General features: G+C 44.4%; 22 protein-coding genes, 1 pseudogene and 1 other annotated feature. Of the genes and pseudogenes, 22 read left to right on the top strand and 1 reads right to left on the bottom strand.

The features are described 5' to 3' along the window. Positions 1–163: 163 nt before the first annotated feature. The 3 genes and pseudogenes from ASD40_RS37215 to pssA form a co-directional block, all read left to right on the top strand. Positions 164–360 (top strand): annotated as a pseudogene (locus ASD40_RS37215) (DNA repair protein RadA); the annotation flags it as partial. Positions 361–400: 40 nt separating this feature from the next. Next, positions 401–1,480 carry a DNA integrity scanning diadenylate cyclase DisA gene (gene disA, locus ASD40_RS16395; protein ID WP_082562248.1) on the top strand — a complete coding sequence of 360 codons (1,080 nt, stop codon included), beginning with the start codon at positions 401–403 and terminating at the stop codon, positions 1,478–1,480. A 120-nt stretch (positions 1,481–1,600) separates the two neighbouring features. Then, positions 1,601–2,350, top strand: coding sequence for a CDP-diacylglycerol--serine O-phosphatidyltransferase (gene pssA, locus ASD40_RS16390; protein ID WP_057304282.1), 750 nt, complete (start codon positions 1,601–1,603; stop codon positions 2,348–2,350). Between the two features lie 73 nt (positions 2,351–2,423). Here the strand turns inward: pssA and ASD40_RS16385 are convergent, their stop codons facing one another. Next, positions 2,424–2,819, bottom strand: a complete 396-nt coding sequence (locus tag ASD40_RS16385) for a hypothetical protein (protein ID WP_047683251.1) — start codon at positions 2,817–2,819, stop codon at positions 2,424–2,426. A 155-nt stretch (positions 2,820–2,974) separates the two neighbouring features. Between ASD40_RS16385 and ASD40_RS16380 the strand changes: the two genes are divergently transcribed. From ASD40_RS16380 to rpoB, 19 genes are all read left to right on the top strand, one after another. Continuing rightward, positions 2,975–4,042: a PIN/TRAM domain-containing protein gene (locus ASD40_RS16380; RefSeq protein ID WP_057304281.1), complete on the top strand. Its 1,068-nt coding sequence runs from the start codon at positions 2,975–2,977 to the stop codon at positions 4,040–4,042. A gap of 90 nt (positions 4,043–4,132) precedes the next feature. Continuing rightward, positions 4,133–4,837, top strand: coding sequence for a 2-C-methyl-D-erythritol 4-phosphate cytidylyltransferase (gene ispD / locus ASD40_RS16375; RefSeq protein WP_057304280.1), 705 nt, complete (start codon positions 4,133–4,135; stop codon positions 4,835–4,837). Beyond that, complete coding sequence (gene ispF, locus ASD40_RS16370) at positions 4,834–5,319, top strand: 2-C-methyl-D-erythritol 2,4-cyclodiphosphate synthase (RefSeq protein ID WP_057304279.1); 486 nt, start codon at positions 4,834–4,836, stop codon at positions 5,317–5,319. Before ispD ends, ispF begins: the two co-directional genes overlap by 4 nt. Before the next feature lie 31 nt (positions 5,320–5,350). Beyond that, positions 5,351–6,805, top strand: a complete 1,455-nt coding sequence (gene gltX, locus ASD40_RS16365; protein WP_057304278.1) for a glutamate--tRNA ligase — start codon at positions 5,351–5,353, stop codon at positions 6,803–6,805. A gap of 346 nt (positions 6,806–7,151) precedes the next feature. Beyond that, positions 7,152–7,823, top strand: coding sequence for a serine O-acetyltransferase (cysE, locus tag ASD40_RS16360; protein ID WP_057304288.1), 672 nt, complete (start codon positions 7,152–7,154; stop codon positions 7,821–7,823). Continuing rightward, positions 7,804–9,204, top strand: coding sequence for a cysteine--tRNA ligase (cysS, locus tag ASD40_RS16355; RefSeq protein ID WP_057304277.1), 1,401 nt, complete (start codon positions 7,804–7,806; stop codon positions 9,202–9,204). The genes cysE and cysS overlap by 20 nt, the downstream gene beginning before the upstream one ends. Beyond that, on the top strand, positions 9,201–9,632 hold the full coding sequence (locus tag ASD40_RS16350; RefSeq protein ID WP_057304276.1) for a Mini-ribonuclease 3: 432 nt from the start codon (positions 9,201–9,203) through the stop codon (positions 9,630–9,632). Before cysS ends, ASD40_RS16350 begins: the two co-directional genes overlap by 4 nt. A gap of 53 nt (positions 9,633–9,685) precedes the next feature. Continuing rightward, positions 9,686–10,426 (top strand): 23S rRNA (guanosine(2251)-2'-O)-methyltransferase RlmB, encoded by a 741-nt coding sequence (gene rlmB, locus ASD40_RS16345; protein WP_057304275.1) that lies wholly within the window; start codon positions 9,686–9,688, stop codon positions 10,424–10,426. A gap of 5 nt (positions 10,427–10,431) precedes the next feature. Continuing rightward, positions 10,432–10,944: an NYN domain-containing protein gene (locus tag ASD40_RS16340; protein WP_057304274.1), complete on the top strand. Its 513-nt coding sequence runs from the start codon at positions 10,432–10,434 to the stop codon at positions 10,942–10,944. A 119-nt stretch (positions 10,945–11,063) separates the two neighbouring features. After that, complete coding sequence (gene sigH / locus ASD40_RS16335; protein WP_028557511.1) at positions 11,064–11,708, top strand: RNA polymerase sporulation sigma factor SigH; 645 nt, start codon at positions 11,064–11,066, stop codon at positions 11,706–11,708. Between the two features lie 224 nt (positions 11,709–11,932). Next, entirely contained in the window at positions 11,933–12,082 is a 150-nt protein-coding gene (gene rpmG / locus ASD40_RS36410) for a 50S ribosomal protein L33 (protein ID WP_079418041.1), read from the top strand. A 19-nt stretch (positions 12,083–12,101) separates the two neighbouring features. Continuing rightward, complete coding sequence (gene secE / locus ASD40_RS16330; protein ID WP_047683213.1) at positions 12,102–12,314, top strand: preprotein translocase subunit SecE; 213 nt, start codon at positions 12,102–12,104, stop codon at positions 12,312–12,314. 24 nt (positions 12,315–12,338) lie between these two features. Next, on the top strand, positions 12,339–12,872 hold the full coding sequence (nusG, locus tag ASD40_RS16325) for a transcription termination/antitermination protein NusG (RefSeq protein WP_057304273.1): 534 nt from the start codon (positions 12,339–12,341) through the stop codon (positions 12,870–12,872). Positions 12,873–12,974: 102 nt separating this feature from the next. Continuing rightward, positions 12,975–13,400: a 50S ribosomal protein L11 gene (gene rplK / locus ASD40_RS16320; protein ID WP_029196472.1), complete on the top strand. Its 426-nt coding sequence runs from the start codon at positions 12,975–12,977 to the stop codon at positions 13,398–13,400. A gap of 118 nt (positions 13,401–13,518) precedes the next feature. Then, entirely contained in the window at positions 13,519–14,211 is a 693-nt protein-coding gene (rplA, locus tag ASD40_RS16315) for a 50S ribosomal protein L1 (protein WP_029196471.1), read from the top strand. Between the two features lie 54 nt (positions 14,212–14,265). Then, positions 14,266–14,420, top strand: a sequence feature (ribosomal protein L10 leader region). Positions 14,421–14,486: 66 nt separating this feature from the next. Continuing rightward, positions 14,487–14,996: a 50S ribosomal protein L10 gene (gene rplJ, locus ASD40_RS16310; RefSeq protein ID WP_057304272.1), complete on the top strand. Its 510-nt coding sequence runs from the start codon at positions 14,487–14,489 to the stop codon at positions 14,994–14,996. Positions 14,997–15,050: 54 nt separating this feature from the next. Then, positions 15,051–15,416, top strand: a complete 366-nt coding sequence (gene rplL / locus ASD40_RS16305; protein WP_029196469.1) for a 50S ribosomal protein L7/L12 — start codon at positions 15,051–15,053, stop codon at positions 15,414–15,416. 145 nt (positions 15,417–15,561) lie between these two features. Then, a complete protein-coding gene (locus ASD40_RS16300; protein WP_057304271.1) occupies positions 15,562–16,158 on the top strand; it encodes a class I SAM-dependent methyltransferase in 597 nt (198 codons plus the stop codon). 382 nt (positions 16,159–16,540) lie between these two features. Continuing rightward, on the top strand, positions 16,541–20,080 hold the full coding sequence (rpoB, locus tag ASD40_RS16295; RefSeq protein WP_057304270.1) for a DNA-directed RNA polymerase subunit beta: 3,540 nt from the start codon (positions 16,541–16,543) through the stop codon (positions 20,078–20,080). Positions 20,081–20,140: the final 60 nt, after the last annotated feature.

The raw sequence follows: 20,140 nt of genomic DNA, 5'->3' as shown, positions 1-20,140 counted from the left end.
ATTTTCCGTTATACTTAGTTGTAAGGATTTAGCAAATGGACTCCATTCAGTAGTACAGTTCGGATTAAGGGTGTTAGGTTGGATCAAAGCAGCATGAATTTCGAATGTGAAATGTATTATATATGTAGAGGGATTGTTTTAAGAAGAAGATTATAGACGGGACTTGTTCGGTGAGATCGGGTTGACCGGAGAAGTCAGCGGTGTATCCCGGATTGAACAACGTGTGAAGGAAGCGGAAAAGCTTGGATTCCGTAGAGTAATTATGCCGGAGAAAAGTTTGAAGGGATGGACTCATCCGCCGGTATGGAGATTATCGGAGTGAACACGGTAGCAGAGGCATTGAAAGCGGCACTGGGTTAACTCGTGGTCATTCAACCTGCAAGCCTTCAGGAGGAAAATGATGAGTAAAGAAGAGATAAAGCGAGACGTCATGAGCCAACTGCTGCAAATGGTAGCACCTGGTACACCGTTCCGTGATGGGTTAGAGAATGTCCTACGCGCCAAAACGGGTGGACTTATTGTAGTTGGATATAGTACAGAAGTAACGGAAATCGTCGATGGCGGTTTTTCCATAGATTGTGATTTTTCCCCCAATTATTTATATGAGCTTGCCAAAATGGATGGCGCGATTATCCTTAGTGAGGACATCAAACGCATCCTATATGCGAACACACAATTAATCCCAGATTCCTCTATCTCATCATCGGAGACGGGAATCAGGCATAGGACTGCCGAACGTGTTGCGAAGCAAACCAATAAGTTGGTTGTTTCGATTTCTCAGCGGCGTAACGTTATAACACTTTATCAAGGTAATTTGCGTTACGCGCTGAAAGATATTGGTGTTATCCTAACTAAGGCGAATCAAGCGATCCAGACATTGGAGCGTTACAAAGTCGTATTGGATCAGTCGCTTACCAATCTAAGCGCATCCGAGTTTGAGGAATTGGTAACCTTGCACGATGTTACCAATGTCATTGCACGGTTTGAGATGGTGCTGCGCATTAAGGCCGAGATTAACCGATACATTAATGAGCTTGGGAATGAAGGCCGCCTCATTAGCATGCAGCTTGAAGAACTTGTCGGGAATGCGGAACTTGAAGCGCGTTTGATCGTAAAAGATTATGTACGTGATTTATCGGAAGACCGCGTCAAAGAAATGCAAGCAGGCTTAAAGCGGTTATCCTCGGATGAACTGCTGGAGCCGCACCAAATCATCCGATTGCTTGGATATCCGCATACGAATTCTATTGCCGAAGAACCGGTGTCCCCTCGGGGGTTCCGAATTTTAGGGAAAATTCCGCGGCTACCGTCTATCATTATTGCCAATCTGGTCGAAAAGTTTGGTTATTTGCCTCACATGATGATGGCGACAATTGAAGAATTGGATGAAGTTGACGGAATTGGAGAGGTGAGAGCCCGCGCCATTAAGGAAGGTCTCAAAAGAATTCAAGAACAAGTGTTCATTGACAGACATATTTAAACTAGATACAATCATAAAGTATCATTGTTGAGGTTTTGTTAAGGCAAGGCAGTTTTATGCAGTCGAGGTTTTATTAAGTCGAGATAAGGGTATAGTAAATCCAGAGGTGGACAAAAACATATGTTAACGAAATCAATTCCCAGTCTTTTTACAGTAGGGAACTTATTCCTAGGTGTATTGTCAATTATTCTTGCTTTCAGTGGTGAACATGGAGTTGCAGCAGTACTTGTCATTGTCGCTATGTTGCTTGATGGACTTGACGGACGTGTAGCCAGAGCTTTGAACGCACAGAGTGAGTTCGGTAAAGAGTTAGATTCGCTGTCCGATGTCATTTCATTCGGTGTAGCACCCGCTTTTATCATGTATGTGGTTGCATTTAATGATCCGAATGTAATTAGTCCGGCATTTGCTTGGATTGTTACAGCAATCTTCCCGATTTGTGGAGCGCTCCGTTTAGCTCGTTTCAATGTCGTTGCCGGTACGCCTGGCTATTTTATCGGTCTTCCGATTCCAGCCGCGGGCGGAGTTCTTTGTACACTAGCTTTGTTTGTGAACGAAATTAATGTATATGTGTTGTTAGTGAGTACAATCCTGTTGTCTTACTTAATGGTAAGTACAGTAAAGTATCCAAACTTCAAAAAAGCGGGTATTCCGAAAGCAGCGATCTGGATTACGCCAATTATTGTTGCTGTAGCTATTTTGATCGCTATCAAGTGGCCAGAGTCTATTTCTAAAATGATTTTCGTACCCCTGTTAGCGTACGCGCTATATGGCCTAAAAAAAAACGTTGATGGGTTCTTCATCCGTCTCCGGAGAAAGAACAAAAGACGCGGCATGGACGACACAAATTCAGTGAAATCGGACGTTTAACACAGGTTTCGAAAATAAAAAGCATTTATTTTCTTCTGATGATTCAGAGAGAAAATAAATGCTTTTTTCGTTTTCATGACATGTTGAAAAGTCCCAATGTTGTGCATTTCTTCGATTCGTTCTCAACGACTTGCTCCAAATTAACGTCTAGGATGTTACTAAGTGCAGACATATAGAAGAGATTTCTACCCAGTTCCGTACTTACGACCTCAATGCATTGTTCACATAAGTGACCAGATACATGAGTGCCGAGTACATCCTTGGCCTCATCCAAAGTCATCTCAGGATGATACTCTTGCTTGGCTGCATGAACCTGAATACATCCACATTCCGTAATAGATTTCACCACGGAACGATTAGTAGCTGCGCCTGACTGTTGAAATTTGGATAAGACGTCAAGCAGACTTCGGTGACGGAGTAACAATTCAGATACTTGATCCTGAAACTGCTTTAAAGTCAAGGAGCTCATTCCATCCACCTCGGGTGTGTTGGTAACTTCTAATTTCATTATAAAGGAAGCCCTCTAATATTTCAATTTTCCATGTAAAGAAGTGATTAACGTTGGAGAAATTGGAACATAATTGTAATAAGGCTTAAAACAAGTTTGATTTAGGGGGTGAATCTGTGATGAGGAAATGGGTACAAATCATTTTGGCCATCATGGGTGGTAGTTTAGGTTATAGTTGGAGTGATTCGATCCTTCGAAAAACAGTATTAATGAGTGATGCGGGACAAGTTATCTGGATTAATAGTTTATGCGCAGTAGGTATGTTCTTCCTTTCGTCATGGGTTGCTAGTCAGGGAATGAAACTGCTTATGAGAGGCGAAAGGAATGTAGCGGATATCCCGGTGTCTGATTTACTCTCAGGTACGTTAGGCTTAGTCATTGGGCTGCTTATATCAGTATTGGTGTTCCCTGTACTGGAGCAGGCGAAGTGGGCTAGTCCCTTTTTACCGTTCATTGTGTCTGCGGTATTAGCTGTTATGGGGTTCCGTATCGGTTACAGCAAGCGGGAAGAGCTGGTTCAGATCATTGCAAAGAGTCGATCCACAGGCCCAGAGAAGCAGACACATCGTCCTTATGAGGAGCATAAGATTCTCGACACTAGTGTCATTATTGATGGCAGGATCGCAGATATTTGTAAAACAGGCTTTATCGAGGGTACCCTCGTTATTCCCGAATTTGTCTTGGAAGAGCTGCAGCACATTGCCGATTCATCGGATTTACTCAAGAGGAATCGCGGTCGACGCGGTCTGGACATTTTGAACAAAATCCAAAAGGAACTTGAAGTGAAAGTGCTCATTTACGAAGGAGATTTCGAGGAAATATCTGAAGTAGATAGCAAGCTAGTCCGGCTGGCAAAAGTACTGCAAGGCAAAGTGATTACGAATGATTTCAATTTAAACAAAGTATGTGAACTGCAAGGTGTTTCTGTACTCAATATCAATGACCTCGCGAATGCAGTAAAGCCTGTTGTCCTACCGGGTGAAGAAATCATAGTTCAAGTCATTAAGGATGGCAAGGAGCATGGACAAGGTGTAGCTTATCTGGACGACGGTACGATGATCGTGGTGGAAGGCGGGCGCGAATTCATTGGGATGACACTCGAAGTGATGGTCACAAGTGTTCTGCAGACATCGGCGGGACGTATGATTTTCGCTAAACCGAAACTATTGGAAAAAGCACAGTAAAACCAGTATGATAAGGAGATGTAACATAGCTCTATGGGCCTATGCTTACGAAGAAAGCTTTCTTTCAGAAAGCACTTAGTTGGAGGTCATATGGGGAAGCTAGGAGTTATCATCGTGGCAGCGGGCAAGGGCTCGCGAATGGGAACGGTTGAAAGTAAACAATACTTACATCTGGGACACAAGCCAATTCTGGTACATACCTTGCAATTATTTCAAAACATACATGAAGTGGATGAAATCATTCTCGTTGTTGGGGGAACTGACGTAGATCGCTGTAGAGGCTTTGTGCAGGACTACGCTCTTTCCAAGGTCACTCATGTGCTAGCAGGAGGCGCCGAACGTCAAGATTCCGTTAGACGGGGTCTGGACTCCTTACAGAGGGATACAACGTGGGTACTCGTTCATGACGGTGTTAGGCCTTTCGTAAAAAAAGAACATGTGTTCGATTGTCTTGTGAAAGCGCAAGAACAGGATGCAGCTGTACTGGCCGTACCTGTTAAAGATACGATCAAAATCGTAGATACCGAGAAACGAATTCAATCTACACCCGATAGACGAAGCTTGTGGGCGATCCAAACGCCGCAAGCTTTTCGGCTTTCTCTTCTACAGGAAGCGCACGAACGGGCTCTTCAGGATGATTTCATGGGGACGGACGATGCGATGTTGGTTGAACGAATAGGAACGACGGTGCATGTGGTCGAAGGGGACTATTATAATATTAAGATTACGACACCGGAAGATTTGCCATGGGCAGAATGGATACTACACAACGTAAGGGGAGAGGGACAGCTATGATTCGCGTAGGACAAGGATTTGATGTTCATCAGTTGGTGGAAGGCCGTAAATGCATTATTGGAGGCGTGACGATTCCTTATGAAAAAGGGTTGCTCGGTCACTCCGATGCGGACGTACTGCTGCATGCTATTAGCGATGCTATTTTAGGCGCACTGGGCTTAGGCGATATCGGGAAGCATTTCCCGGATACGGCTGCAGAGTTCAAGGATGCGGATAGTCTAGTACTGCTGAAGCAGGTATGGCAGCTGGCTAAGGACAAAGGTTATCACCTTGGGAATACGGATTCTACAATCATTGCGCAGAAGCCCAAAATGGCGCCGTACATCCCGCAGATGGTAGAAATCATTGCAGCGGCGCTAGACGCTAAGCCAGATCAAGTCAATGTGAAGGCTACGACGACGGAACAGCTTGGTTTCACGGGTCGAGGCGAAGGTATTGCTGCGCAATCGGTTGTTTGTTTAATTCGAGATGTGCTAGAATAGCAGGTAATATTGGGGAGAAGAGGGTACACACATGAATCAGCCTTTACGTGTGCGTTATGCACCTAGTCCGACTGGACATTTACATATTGGCGGTGCTCGTACAGCACTGTTTGATTATTTATTGGCGCGTCGCCATGGCGGTGCGTTCGTTGTTCGTTTTGAAGATACGGATCAAACTCGTCATAAAGAGTCTGGTATCGAGGATCAACTGAATGGCCTAAAATGGCTTGGTTTAGAGTGGGATGAGAGCGTAGATATCGGAGGTCCATACGGTCCTTATCGTCAGATGGAGCGCCTGGATATTTATCAGACGTATCTAGATCAATTGGTTCAGAGCGGCCACGCATACCATTGCTATTGCTCTGAAGCGGATTTGGAGCAGGAGCGGGCAGAGCAAGAAGCACGCGGAGAAATGGGTGGTTATTCAGGTAAATGCCGTAACTTAACACATGATCAGATTGCTGCTTATCAAGCTGAAGGACGTAAGGCATCCATTCGTTTCCGTGTTCCAAAAGACCGGATTATCGGCTTTGAGGATAAGGTGCGAGAGCATGTTGAATTTGAATCCAATGGGATTGGTGATTTCATCATTGCACGTACCGATGGTATTCCAACCTATAATTTTGCTGTCATTGTGGACGATCATTTGATGAAAATCAATCTGGTTATTCGCGGTGAGGAGCATCTGTCCAATACACCAAGACAAATCCTCATGTATGAAGCGCTGGGACTTCCTGTGCCTGACTTTGCTCATTTGGCGCTTATCTTGAATCCAGATCGTAAAAAAATGAGTAAACGGGATGAATCCATCATTCAGTTTATCGAACAGTACAAAGAGCTAGGCTATCTGCCTGAAGCTGTTGTTAACTTCATTGCTCTGCTCGGCTGGTCTCCTGGCGGCGAAGAAGAAATGTTCACGAAAGAAGACCTTATTGCCCAGTTTGACCTGGATCGCGTATCCAAAAGTCCGGCTGTGTTTGATATGGATAAATTGAATTGGATGAACAATGCTTATTTGAAAAAGGCGCCGCTCTCCCGAGTGGTCGAGTTATGTGTGCCTCATCTGCAAAAGGCTGGATACATCCAAGGTGATTTGGATGCCGCAGCTCAAGAGTGGGTAACGGCTCTGGTAGGCCTCAATCAAGAGAGAATGCGTTTCGCGGCAGAGATCGTCGAGCTATCCAGCATCTTCTTCAAAGAAGAGTTGGTTATCGATGAGGAAGCAGCTGCTGTTTTGAAAGAGGAGCATGTGCCTGTTGTGCTAGCTAGCTTTCTCACGCAAGTCGAGCAAGCGGAAGCTTTCACCGTAGAAGCCATCCCCGCTTTGCTGAAACAAGTGCAGAAGGATACGGGCTTCAAAGGGAAACAACTGTTCATGTCCATTCGTTCTGCGCTAACGGGGCAAGTGCACGGACCTGACTTAAATGTGTCTCTTTACTTACTTGGCAAAGAAAAAGTCGCATCACGTCTAAGGAACTTATTGTAAAGCGGGTTTCTTTTCGCTATACTTAGTTCAATATCGAATGCAATGATCAGGAGAGTACGCTTAACTAGGGATTTATCAGAGAGGATAATCGAAGCCGGGAGGCTTTGGCTGTGAGTTATCCAATTCCTGTAATCGGAAATGCACCTGGGAGCTGCCGCGCCGAATACTCGTAAGAGTAGGGTAGGCGCAGCCGGAATACCCACGTTACGGGAACTTAAGTTGGGAGACTTCCGAGTCACCAAGCAGAGTGGAACCGCGATAACTACGCCTCTGCAGCCATATGGCTGCGGGGGCTTTTTTTGTTTTAGAAGAATCCTTGTATGATTTCTACGAAGAAGGTGAGAACATGTGGGCAACGATCAAATCTGATATATCCGCCGTATTCGATAACGACCCGGCTGCACGCAGCTGGTTTGAGGTTGTTTTTACGTATTCTGGTCTTCATGCGATTTGGTCCCATCGAATCGGTCACTGGTTTTACAAGCGGGGAATGTATACGATCGCTCGTATCGTTTCGCAGTGGAGCCGGTTCATGACAGGGATTGAGATTCACCCGGGTGCAACCATAGGGAAAAGACTGTTTATTGATCATGGCATGGGTGTTGTTATCGGGGAAACCTGTGAGATTGGTGACGATGTCATCCTTTACCAAGGGGTAACCTTAGGGGGGACGGGGAAAGAAAAAGGTAAGAGACATCCAACTATTGGTAATAATGTAGTTATTGGCTCGGGTGCCAAAATTCTTGGTTCTTTCCTCGTAGGCGAAAATTCACGTATTGGCTCTAATGCGGTAGTCATTCAGGAAGTTCCTTCCAATAGCACCGTCGTCACGATCCCTGCTAAACTTGTTAAACGGGACGGGGTTCGTGTAAATCGTTTGGACCATGGGAACTTACCTGATCCTATTGTTGATATATTTCAGGAATTACAGAATCAGATTAATGATTTAAAACGGCAACTTGAACAAGAACGCCTTAAGAATGGAGAAACGAGAGAACATGACACTCAGAGTGTATAATACGCTAACGCGGAAAAAAGAAGAATTCGTTCCAATTGAACCAGGCAAAGTGAAGATGTACGTTTGCGGGCCTACTGTGTATAACTATATTCATATTGGTAACGGCAGACCGGTTATTTTCTTCGATGTTGTACGTCGCTATTTGGAATCTCAGAAGTATGAAGTGACTTATATTACGAACTTTACCGATGTGGATGATAAAATGATTCGTAAAGCTGAGGAGTTGGCTGTTACTGTTCCAGAGCTTGCAGAAACATTCATTCAAGCCTTTTTGGATGACGTCAAAACGCTTGGCGTTCACGATGCTACTTTGAATCCGCGTGTGACGGAGAACATCCAGGAAATTATAGATTTCATTGTCGCCCTAGTTGAGAAAGATTTCGCCTACGAAGCCGGCGGTGACGTTTATTACCGAACAAGCAAATTTGCGGAGTATGGCAAGTTATCCAATCAAAATTTGGAAGAGCTCCAATACGGTATCCGCATTGAAGTAGATGATCGCAAAGAGAGTCCTCAGGATTTTGTTCTGTGGAAAGCGGCCAAACCGGGAGAGATTTATTGGGATAGTCCATGGGGCCAAGGTCGTCCAGGCTGGCATATCGAATGCTCCGCCATGGTGCGCAAATATTTGGGTGAAACGATTGATATTCACGGTGGCGGACAAGACTTGACGTTCCCGCATCATGAATGTGAAATCGCTCAGACGGAAGCTGTAACAGGGCATCCGATGGCTAATTATTGGCTGCACAATGCATTCCTTAACATTGACAATGAGAAGATGTCCAAGTCACTTGGCAACGGAATTCTTATTCGTGATCTCGTTAAACAAATCAAACCGCAAGTATTCCGTTTCTTCATGTTATCCGCGCACTATCGCAATCCGCTGAATTTCAGCGATGAAAGCTTGAAACAAGCCTCTAACGCGTTAGAACGCATTCAGAATGCTTATGACAACTTGAAGCATCGACTTACTACTGCTTCTGCGACTAGTGAAATAGAATCAACATTAACGGATCGCCTGGCTGCGATTGCAAGCCAGTTTGACGATAAGATGAACGACGATTTCAATACTCCGGATGCAATTACAGCGGTATTCGACCTTGTTGCTGAAGCGAACCTGTACCTGCAACAGGAGCGGGTAAATGCCGCCGCGCTGCAGCTTTTCTTAGATCAGCTGCAAGCGTTCGACCAAACCTTAGGGATTCTTTCGCAGCAAGCGGATGAGTTGTTGGATGAAGAGATTGAGCAGTTGATTATTGAACGGACTGAATCGCGTAAATCGAAGAACTGGGCTCGCGCGGATGAAATCCGTGATCTGCTCACAGAGAAAGGGATATTCCTAGAAGATACACCACAGGGAATACGTTGGCGCCGTAAATGAGCGAGTCGATCCATGACGCTGCGAACCTTTTTATTTTCCCGCCATCTAAAAGTCCCCATTTACTGAATCCGCTTGTATTGGCATATATAGGGGATGCTATATATGAAGTGTACATCAGGCAATATGTTATTTCTGGAGCTAATCATCGACCGAACCATTTGCACAAAGCATCGACGGGATATGTATCAGCCAAAGCGCAATCCAAATTGTTGGAGGCTTTGATGCCGATGCTGTCGGAAGAAGAAGTAGACATGGTAAAGCGGGGACGCAATGCCAAATCAGGAACTACAGCCAAAAACGCGGAGGTGCTGGAATACCGGCACAGCACCGCGTTTGAGTGCTTAATCGGATATTTGTACTATAAACAATCTTTTGAGAGATTGAAGGAAATATTAGATTTTGCGATTACTTATAAGCAGAACAAGTAGCTTAAGCTAACGATGATTGTATTGTTTGAGCAAAACTTTTAGGAGGAACAGGAATGGATGAAGAATATATCGGCGGGAAGCACTCCGTTCTGGAGGCGCTTCGTGCAGGTCGGACGATTAATAAAATATGGATCGCAGAGAGTGCTCAGAAGCAATTCGCGGGTCCTATTGTAGCGGAAGCCAAGAATGTAGGCATTATCGTTCAGTTTACGGATAAGCGTAAGCTGGACCAAATGGCTGAAGGTCTGCAACACCAAGGTGTTGTAGCGCAAGTTGCAGCCTATGAGTATGTCGAAGTAGAAGATATTCTAGCTAAGGCTAAAGAACTTGGGCAAGAACCTTTTATCCTGATTCTTGATGAGATCGAGGATCCGCATAATCTGGGTTCAATTCTGCGAACAGCAGATTGTACAGGTGTTCATGGCGTCATTATTCCCAAACGGCGTTCCGTCGGACTTACAGCTACAGTTTCCAAGACTTCAGCTGGGGCTGTTGAATATGTTCCCGTTGCGCGTGTGACGAATATCGCGCAGACGATTGAGAAATTGAAAGAGCAGGGAGTTTGGGTCGCTGGAACGGATGTAACCGCTGCTCAAGACGTGTATAAAGCCAACTTTAGTATTCCAATAGCACTTGTTATCGGCAATGAAGGTAAAGGTGTTGGTCGATTAATTAAAGAGAAATGTGACTTCTTAGTTAAGCTTCCGATGGCAGGGCATGTGAATTCTTTGAATGCGTCCGTTGCCGCGGGGGTATTGATGTATGAAGTGGTTAGACAGCGTAATAAGAGTTAAATGAAATGGAACAGTTTCTGATTGTTGATGGCTACAATATTATTGGCGCTTGGCCGGAGCTGAGTAAGCTGAAAGACACGGATCTGGAGGGCGCTCGCGATCAGTTAATTCATATGCTAGCGGAGTATCAATCCTACTCAGGTATGAAGGTATATCTTGTTTTTGATGCCTATATGGTACCAGGACTTGGTAAGAAGTATGTGCAGAGTAAGCTTATAGTACTCTATACCAAAGAGAAGGAAACGGCAGATGAACGGATCGAACGCCTGGTCACGAATCTGATGGGAAGGCGTAAGCAGATCTATGTAGCCACCTCGGATATGATTGAGCAGCATGTCATATTCGGTAAAGGAGCTCTTCGGATGCCCGCTGGTGAACTGCTAGTCAAAATCAAACAGAATCGCAAAGAAGTGAGAGAACGTATTCATCCCGAAACCTCATCCAAGCGTAATCCGTTCGAAAGTAAACTGAGCCATGAGCTCAAAGAGCAGTTCGAGCGGTGGCGAAGAGGAGAGTGAATCCTCCAAATGCTAGAAATGGTGCGGTTCCCCGTTGACGGTGTGAGTTTTCTTCATGTATACTTAACCTAAACTTTTATAGTGAATCTGGGTAGTCCTGCAGGCCGGAGGGATTGTTGGTGAGTGTCGACCTCAAAGAACTGAGAATGTATGATTATGACCTCAAGCCAGATGAAGACATCGTCGAAGCAGTTCGTGAAGGCAGTAGCGAAGCGTTGGAATACCTTATCAATAAATATAAGAATTTCGTACGTGCCAAAGCACGTTCTTATTTTTTGATAGGTGCAGACCGAGAAGACATTGTGCAGGAAGGTATGATAGGTTTATATAAATCTATTCGCGACTTCCGAGGAGACAAGCTTGCTTCATTCAAAGCCTTTGCTGAACTGTGCATCACTCGACAGATCATCACGGCTATCAAAACAGCAACGCGTCAGAAGCACATTCCTCTTAACTCCTACGTGTCACTGGACAAGCCTATCTATGATGAAGATTCTGATCGTACGCTGCTTGACGTTATTAGCGGTTCCCGGGTTACAGATCCTGAGGAGCTTGTAATCAATCAAGAAGAGTTTACGGGCCTTGAAGATAAAATGGGAGAGATATTAAGTGACCTAGAGCGCAGGGTGCTGATGCTCTATCTCGATGGCAGATCGTATCAAGAAATTGCCGTTGATCTCGATCGTCATGTGAAGTCTATTGATAATGCTCTTCAACGTGTTAAACGCAAACTTGAACGTTATCTAGAAGTCCGAGATTTGTAGGAGGTACCCGCGCCGCTTAAGCTGTGCGGGTGTTTTTCTTTGGGAGAATGTTTAACAATTGTCTAGAGGGTCTATACTGATGATACTCTCGCATTTATGAGACTTCTGCCTTGACACCCTATTACGGGTTGTGATAAAGTATTTCAGGTAGCCCTAAAAGTCGCTTTCTTTTTGACGCGCTTAGAAGGGCTTTAATTAGAAAGTGTCTGTAGGAGGTGTACATCATGCGGGTCATCATCACATTAGCGTGCACAAATTGCAAACAAAGAAACTATGCATCCACTAAAAATAAGCGCAACAATCCCGACCGTATTGAGTTGAAGAAATATTGCAAATTTTGCAATGAACATACTGCTCATCGCGAGACTAGGTAGTTCTTTGGAGGTGTAGTTTGTGGCGTTCTTGGCTAGAATGAGACAAAGCTTCGGATCCACTTTTTCCTTCTTCACCGACAGTTGGTCAGAACTCAAAAAGGTCAAGTGGCCAAGTCGCAAAGAAATGACTACCTATACGCTTGTCGTTATTGGTACCGTAACTTTTGTTGCCATCTATTTTTTTGTGCTGGATCTAGGAATTTCTGAGTTGCTGCGCCTTGTTTTTAAATAAACAGGACTATAGGTGAATTTATTCATGGAAAAAAGATGGTACGTCGTACATACCTATTCAGGGTATGAGAACAAAGTGAAAGCCAACCTAGAGAAACGTGTTGAATCTATGGAAATGACGGACAAGATCTTCCGTGTGCTTGTGCCTATGGAAGAAGAACTGGTAAACAAAGACGGCAAGAAAAAAGTCGTCATGCGCAAAGTTTATCCGGGTTATGTCCTCGTAGAAATGATTCAAACGGATGACTCTTGGTATGTCGTGCGTAATACGCCAGGAGTAACTGGATTCGTAGGTTCTACAGGATCCGGCTCTAAGCCGACTGCATTATTACCTGAGGAAGTTGAATCTATCCTGAAGCATATGGGTATGGAAGAGCCGAAGGAGAAAATCGACTTCGAACTCAAAGAAACCGTACGCGTCAAGGTGGGACCTTTCGCAAACTTTGTCGGCTCTGTTGAAGAAATTATTGCTGACAAGGGTAAACTTAAGGTACATGTCAACATGTTTGGTAGAGAAACCCCGCTTGAACTCGATTTCGACCAAGTGGAAAAGCTATAAAACAAGAAAACCAAGGGTTTCTACCAGGTCTATTCCTCGGGATAGACCTTCGTTAGTGGGATGGCAATGAGATCCCATATTAAAAGCAAGGAGGTGTCTATCATGGCAAAAAAGGTTATTAAAATCGTGAAGCTTCAAGTTCAAGCTGCGAAAGCAAATCCAGCACCACCGATCGGTCCAGCATTGGGTCAAGCAGGTGTGAACATCATGGCTTTCTGTAAAGAGTTTAACGCTCGTACTGCTGATCAAGTTGGTCTTATCATTCCAGTTGAAATCACTGTATTCGAGGATCGTTCCTTTACATTCATCACTAAAACGCCTCCGGCTGCAGTTCTTCTTCGCGTCGTTGCTGGTATCGAAAAAGGATCCGGTGAACCAAACAAAAAGAAAGTTGCAACTGTGAAACGCGCTAAAGTTCGCGAAATCGCTGAACAAAAAATGCCTGACCTAAATGCTGCATCCGTTGAGGCTGCAATGCGTATGGTTGAAGGTACTGCTCGCAGCATGGGAATCACTATCGAAGATTAATTCCGCAAGGAATGCGGTTAAACGGTAAGCACTTGCTTTCGAAGTGAGTTTTCTACGAAAACTCTTCAGCCGCTCGGTGGGAGGATTATCCGCTAATACCACTAAGGAGGAAATTTAAATGCCTAAACACGGTAAAAAATACCGCGAAGTATCTCAGCTTGTAAATGCTGAAACTTTGTATGATCCGTCAGAAGCAATCGAGCTTGTTAAGAAAACAGCTCCTGCTAAATTTGATGAAACTGTAGATGTTGCAGTTCGTCTGGGTGTTGACCCAAGAAAACAAGATCAGGCTGTTCGTGGTGTCGTTGTACTTCCACATGGTACTGGTAAAACGAAACGTGTACTTGTATTTGCTAAAGGCGAGAAAGCGAAAGAAGCTGAAGCAGCTGGTGCAGATTTTGTTGGTGATGCTGACATGATCAACAAAATTCAACAAGGTTGGTTCGAATTTGACGTTTGCGTAGCTACTCCGGACATGATGAGCGAAGTTGGTAAACTGGGTCGTATCCTCGGGGGTAAAGGTTTAATGCCAAACCCTAAAGCAGGAACAGTTACTTTCGACGTTACCAAAGCTGTTCAAGAGATCAAAGCAGGTAAAATCGAGTACCGTCTTGACAAAGCAGGCCAAATCCATGCTCCACTTGGCAAAGTATCTTTCGATGCTGATAAATTGAACGAAAACTTCAAAGCATTGGTTGATGCACTTGTAAGAGCGAAACCAGCAGCTGCTAAAGGTGTTTACCTGAAAAACATTGCTGTATCCTCCACAATGGGCCCAAGCGTTCGTGTGAACCTGCAATCCTTCAGATAAGTAAAAGCTACCAGTTGACTTCGGTTGCTGGGCGTGATACTCTATCAAAGGTCATAAAAATGAATATGCAAACCGTAGACAGTAGGTGCCAACGTGCTTAATTTCCTACCGAGGTGTTATGATATATATAGCGATTTCTTTGTACATCAGGGAAAAAGTGAACACATCATGCCTTCGTAGCGTCTACGAAGGCATTTCTTATTTTAGATAAGGAATGCTGATGCTCCTACTGTTTGCGATCTTGAAAGATAAATGCATAAGAAGTGAGGTGTACTATGGCAAACGCGAAAATTCTTGCACAGAAAGAACAGGCAGTAGCTGAAGTAACTGAAAAGTTTAAAGCTAGTGCTTCTACAATCATAGCAGACTACCGCGGTTTGAACGTAGCTCAAGTAACGCAGCTGCGCAAAACCTTGCGCGAAGCTGGTATTGAATTCGTAGTTCTCAAGAACTCGTTGGCTAGACGCGCATCGGCAAATGCTGATTTAAGCGCATTGGATGAGTACCTAACAGGTCCAACTGCTATTGCTTTCAGCAATGACGATCTAGTCGCTCCAGCGAAAATCTTGACTGAATTTGCGAAAAAGAATGATCAATTGAGCGTAAAAGGCGGCGTGGTCGAAGGCCGCGTAGTTGGATACGATCAAATCAAAGCACTTGCTGAACTTCCATCCAGAGATGGTCTTCTCTCCATGTTGCTTAGCGTTCTTCAAGCTCCAGTTCGTAACTTTGCACTTGCTGTTAAAGCAGTTGCAGAGAAAAAAGAAGCTGAAGGTCAAGCTTAATTTTGTTTTACAACAACAACCACAAAATATATGAATGATAATGGAGGTTTAACCATGAGCAACAATGCAACGATCCTAGAAGCAATCAAAGGCATGACAATCTTGGAATTGAACGACCTGGTTAAAGCAATTGAAGAAGAGTTTGGCGTAACAGCAGCAGCTCCAGTAGCAGCTGGCGGTGGCGCAGCAGTAGCAGTTGAAGAAGCTCAAACTGAGTTTGATGTTATCTTGACTAGCGCTGGCGCATCCAAAATCAACGTAATTAAAGTAGTTCGCGAAATCACAGGTCTTGGCCTGAAAGAAGCGAAAGACTTGGTTGATGGCGCTCCTAAAGCAGTTAAAGAAAAAGTTAGCTCCGAAGAAGCAGAAGCTGTTAAAGCTAAGCTTACAGAAGCTGGCGCTTCCGTAGAAGTTAAGTAATCTTTCAATAGGAAACCTCTTGAAGCTTGACTTCAAGAGGTTTTTTTAACCGTTATAAGATGAGGTTTTTACCCTTAGGAAAGCCTTAGGAACGCTCTCGTTATTTGATTTTCCTAAAGGTAAAAGTGAAGGAGGAATTCATAACGTGTCAGAGCATTACTATACGGAGCGACCGACTGTTAAACGAGATGTTCATACTATGCAGGAAGTGCTGCGTGGCAAAACATATACGTTCCTGACGGATGCGGGAGTCTTTTCGAAAAAAGGTGTCGATTATGGTAGTAAGCATTTAATTGAAACTATGGAACTGCGCGAGGATGCTAAGGTTCTTGATGTAGGGTGTGGGTACGGTCCAATTGGGCTAAGCGCAGCTGTGATGTGCCCCAAGGGGCATGTGACAATGGTCGATATCAATGAGAGAGCGATTGAGCTTTCTGTTGATAATGCGAAGCGTAACGGAATTACGAATGTGACCATCCTCCAAAGTGATCTCTTGGAACAAGTACAGGGGCTGCGCTTTGACTCGGTTTTAACCAATCCGCCGATTCGTGCCGGTAAGGAAGTCGTTCATCGCATTTTTACAGATGCTTATGATTGCTTAGTTGATGGCGGGTCTATCTGGGTTGTTATTCAAAAAAAGCAGGGTGCTCCATCGGCCATGAAAAAACTCGAGTCTTTGTACAGTGAAGTTACTGAGGTATCTAAAGATAAAGGGTACAAAATACTCAAAGCCACGAAGTAATCGAAAGCTTATTGAAACGGTATGAAGTCTTTGTTGACAATCGAGGAAATTTGTTTGACTTGACATTTCACATGTGGTATTATTAAAAAATGTCAGTATTAAGATGGGACACATGTCTTTAGTTAACAAAAATGTCAAGTGTTTTTTTCTTCCGGAATGCATAAAATTTGAACTTGTAACGTATAATGTTTGAATTTTAGGAAATTCTAACAGGATGGGAAGAAATATTTGGAAAAGTCTTATTGATTACAGGGAAAAACCTTCCTTCATACAGTCGCTTAATTCGGACGGGCTCCACTAACGGAGGCGTCCTGAGTGTACGTCGGTAGAAGTTTTTCTTCTTCTTTTTATTTATTGAGTAGAGTTGAGGGGTGAATGAAAGTTGGCGGGACATCTTGTTCAATTTGGACGACGTAAACGCAGGACTTATGCACGAATTAATGAGGTGCTGGGCATTCCAAACCTGATTGAAATCCAGCAAAAATCGTATGAGTGGTTTTTGGAAGAAGGACTTCGCGAGATGTTTCAGGATATCTCTCCGATCCAGGATTTTACAGGTAACCTAGTACTGGAGTTTATTGACTATAGCTTAGGCGAGCCTAAGTATTCAGTTGATGAATCCAAAGAACGCGACGTAACCTATGCGGCGCCGTTAAGAGTCAAAGTCCGTTTGATTAATAAGGAAACCGGCGAGGTCAAAGAACAAGAAGTGTTCATGGGGGATTTCCCTATCATGACTGACACGGGAACGTTCATTATTAACGGTGCGGAGCGTGTAATCGTCTCCCAGCTCGTTCGTTCACCCAGTGTTTATTATAGCACGAAAGTGGATAAAAACGGCAAAAAAACATATACCGCAACCGTCATTCCGAACCGTGGAGCTTGGTTGGAGCTTGAAACTGATGCGAAAGATATCATCTATGTTCGTATCGATCGCACGCGTAAAATTCCAGTAACTGTCCTTCTTCGTTCCTTAGGATTTGGTACAGATGCTGAGATTTTGGATTTGCTGGGTGACAATGAATACATTCGTAATACGCTCGATAAAGATAACACGGATTCTACGGAAAAAGCGTTAATCGAAATCTATGAGCGTCTTCGTCCGGGCGAGCCTCCTACATTAGATAATGCTAGAAGCTTGATCGTTGCTCGTTTCTTTGATCCGAAGCGTTACGATTTGGCGAATGTAGGTCGCTACAAAATCAATAAAAAACTTCACATCAAAAACAGATTGTTCAATCAACGTTTGGCTGAAACACTAGTGGACTCCGAGACTGGAGAAATTATTGCAGAAGCTGGGCAATTGCTTGATCGTCGTGTTTTAGATGAAATCCTTCCTTTTATTGAAAAAGGTGCAGGGTATAAAGAATTTACGATTCCTAAAGGTGTAACGGGCGCGGATACGATTCCAGTTCAGTGCATCAACGTATATTCACCAACAGAAGAGGGCAAGGTCGTTAAAGTTATCTCTAACGGTGTTATTGATAAAACTGTCAAAAACATCACGCCTGCCGATATTATTTCATCCATTAACTATTTCATCAATTTGCTTCACGGTATCGGAAATACGGATGATATTGACCACTTAGGTAACCGTAGACTTCGTTCTGTAGGTGAATTGCTGCAAAATCAATTCCGTATTGGTCTTTCCCGTATGGAACGTGTTGTTCGTGAGCGTATGTCGATTCAAGACGCGAATGTGATTACACCGCAAGCGTTAATCAACATTCGTCCTGTTATCGCATCGATCAAAGAGTTCTTCGGTAGCTCCCAACTTTCTCAATTTATGGACCAAACGAATCCGCTTGCTGAATTGACGCACAAAAGACGTCTATCTGCACTCGGGCCCGGCGGTTTGACGAGAGAGCGCGCAGGTATGGAAGTTCGTGACGTGCATCACTCTCACTATGGCCGTATGTGTCCAATTGAGACGCCAGAGGGACCGAACATTGGTTTGATCAACTCCTTGTCTACGTTTGCCCGTATTAATGAATATGGCTTCATTGAGGCGCCATATCGTTGGGTAGATCCAAAGTCAGGACTAGTAACTGACCAAATCGCTTACCTGACTGCAGACGAAGAGGATAACTATGTTATCGCTCAGGCGAATGCACAATTGACGGAAGATAATAAATTCGTTGAAGATGCTATTATCGTTCGTTATAAGGATGACAACTTAACACTTCCGGTAGAACGTGTCGATTACATGGACGTCTCTCCGAAGCAAGTTGTTTCCGTGGCAACGGCGTTAATTCCGTTCCTTGAAAATGATGACTCCAACCGTGCGCTTATGGGTTCAAACATGCAGCGTCAAGCGGTTCCGCTTTTGATCCCGAAAGCACCCCTTGTAGGAACAGGTATGGAACATAAGGTCGCTAAAGACTCAGGAGTATGTATTGTCTCCAAATTCGATGGAATTATTGAGAAAGCTGCTGCGAATGAAATTTGGCTGCGTCGCCAAGAATTGGTCGATGGCAAGCTGGTTAGCGGCAACATCGTCAAATATAAACTCCACAAATTCATGCGTTCCAACCAAGGTACGTGCATCAATCAACGTCCAATTGTTAAAAAAGGCCAATTGGTTAAAACGGGCGATATTCTTGCAGACGGACCTTCAACAGAGCAAGGTGAATTGGCGCTTGGACGTAACGTTGTCGTAGCCTTCATGACTTGGGAAGGTTACAACTACGAGGATGCGATCTTGCTTAGCCAAAAGCTTGTGAAAGAAGATGTATACACTTCTATTCACATCGAGGAGTACGAGTCCGAAGCTCGTGATACGAAGCTGGGACCTGAAGAAATCACTCGCGATATCCCGAACGTTGGGGAAGATGCACTGAAAAATCTTGACGAGCGCGGTATTATCCGTGTCGGTGCCGAAATCGGCGCAGGCGATATCCTTGTTGGTAAAGTAACACCTAAAGGTGTAACAGAACTGACAGCGGAAGAAAGATTGCTGCATGCGATCTTCGGTGAGAAGGCTCGCGAGGTTCGTGATACATCCCTTCGCGTACCGCATGGTACAGACGGTATTGTTGTTGATGTGAAAGTATTTACTCGTGAGAACGGCGATGAGCTGCCTCCTGGTGTGAACCAACTCGTTCGTGTCTATATCGCACAAAAACGGAAAATTTCCGAAGGCGATAAAATGGCGGGACGTCACGGTAACAAAGGGGTCGTAGCACGTATTCTTCCAGAAGAAGATATGCCGTTCCTTCCAGATGGTACACCGGTTGAAGTTGTATTGAATCCACTAGGGGTTCCTTCACGTATGAATATCGGTCAAGTGCTTGAAGTTCACTTAGGTATGGCTTCCAAGTACCTAGGTATCCATGCTGCAACGCCAGTATTCGATGGAGCGCGTGAGTATGACGTGTTCGATGCGATGGAAGAAGCAGGTATGCAGCGCAGCGGTAAAACGATTCTGTACGATGGTCGTACAGGTGAATCGTTCGAACGCGAAGTCACTGTTGGCGTCATGTATATGATTAAACTGGCGCACATGGTTGATGATAAAATCCATGCCCGTTCAACAGGACCTTACTCCCTTGTTACTCAGCAGCCGCTGGGTGGTAAAGCGCAGTTCGGTGGACAACGTTTCGGGGAGATGGAAGTATGGGCGCTCGAGGCTTATGGAGCTGCTTATACACTGCAAGAAATTCTTACAGTGAAATCCGATGACGTTGTGGGCCGTGTGAAAACATATGAGTCTATCGTTAAAGGCGAGAATGTTCCAGAACCGGGTGTTCCGGAATCATTCAAAGTTTTGATCAAAGAGCTTCAAAGCTTAGGTATGGATGTTAAAATCCTCTCCGGCGACGAAGAAGAGATCGAAATGAGAGAAGCCGATGACGACGACGAAGTCACTAGCGATAAATTAAACCTAAACTTAGAGGGCTCTGAATTGGGAGTCAACGAATAAAGAACACCACAATAGATCGAGAACGATTCACTGTATAGTGGGTTTAAATTCTTAAAGGAG

The organism is Paenibacillus sp. Root444D2 (genome assembly GCF_001426375.1).
In the GTDB taxonomy this organism is placed as follows: Bacteria; Bacillota; Bacilli; order Paenibacillales; family NBRC-103111; genus Paenibacillus_E.
This window is presented reverse-complemented; position numbering and strand designations above follow the sequence as displayed.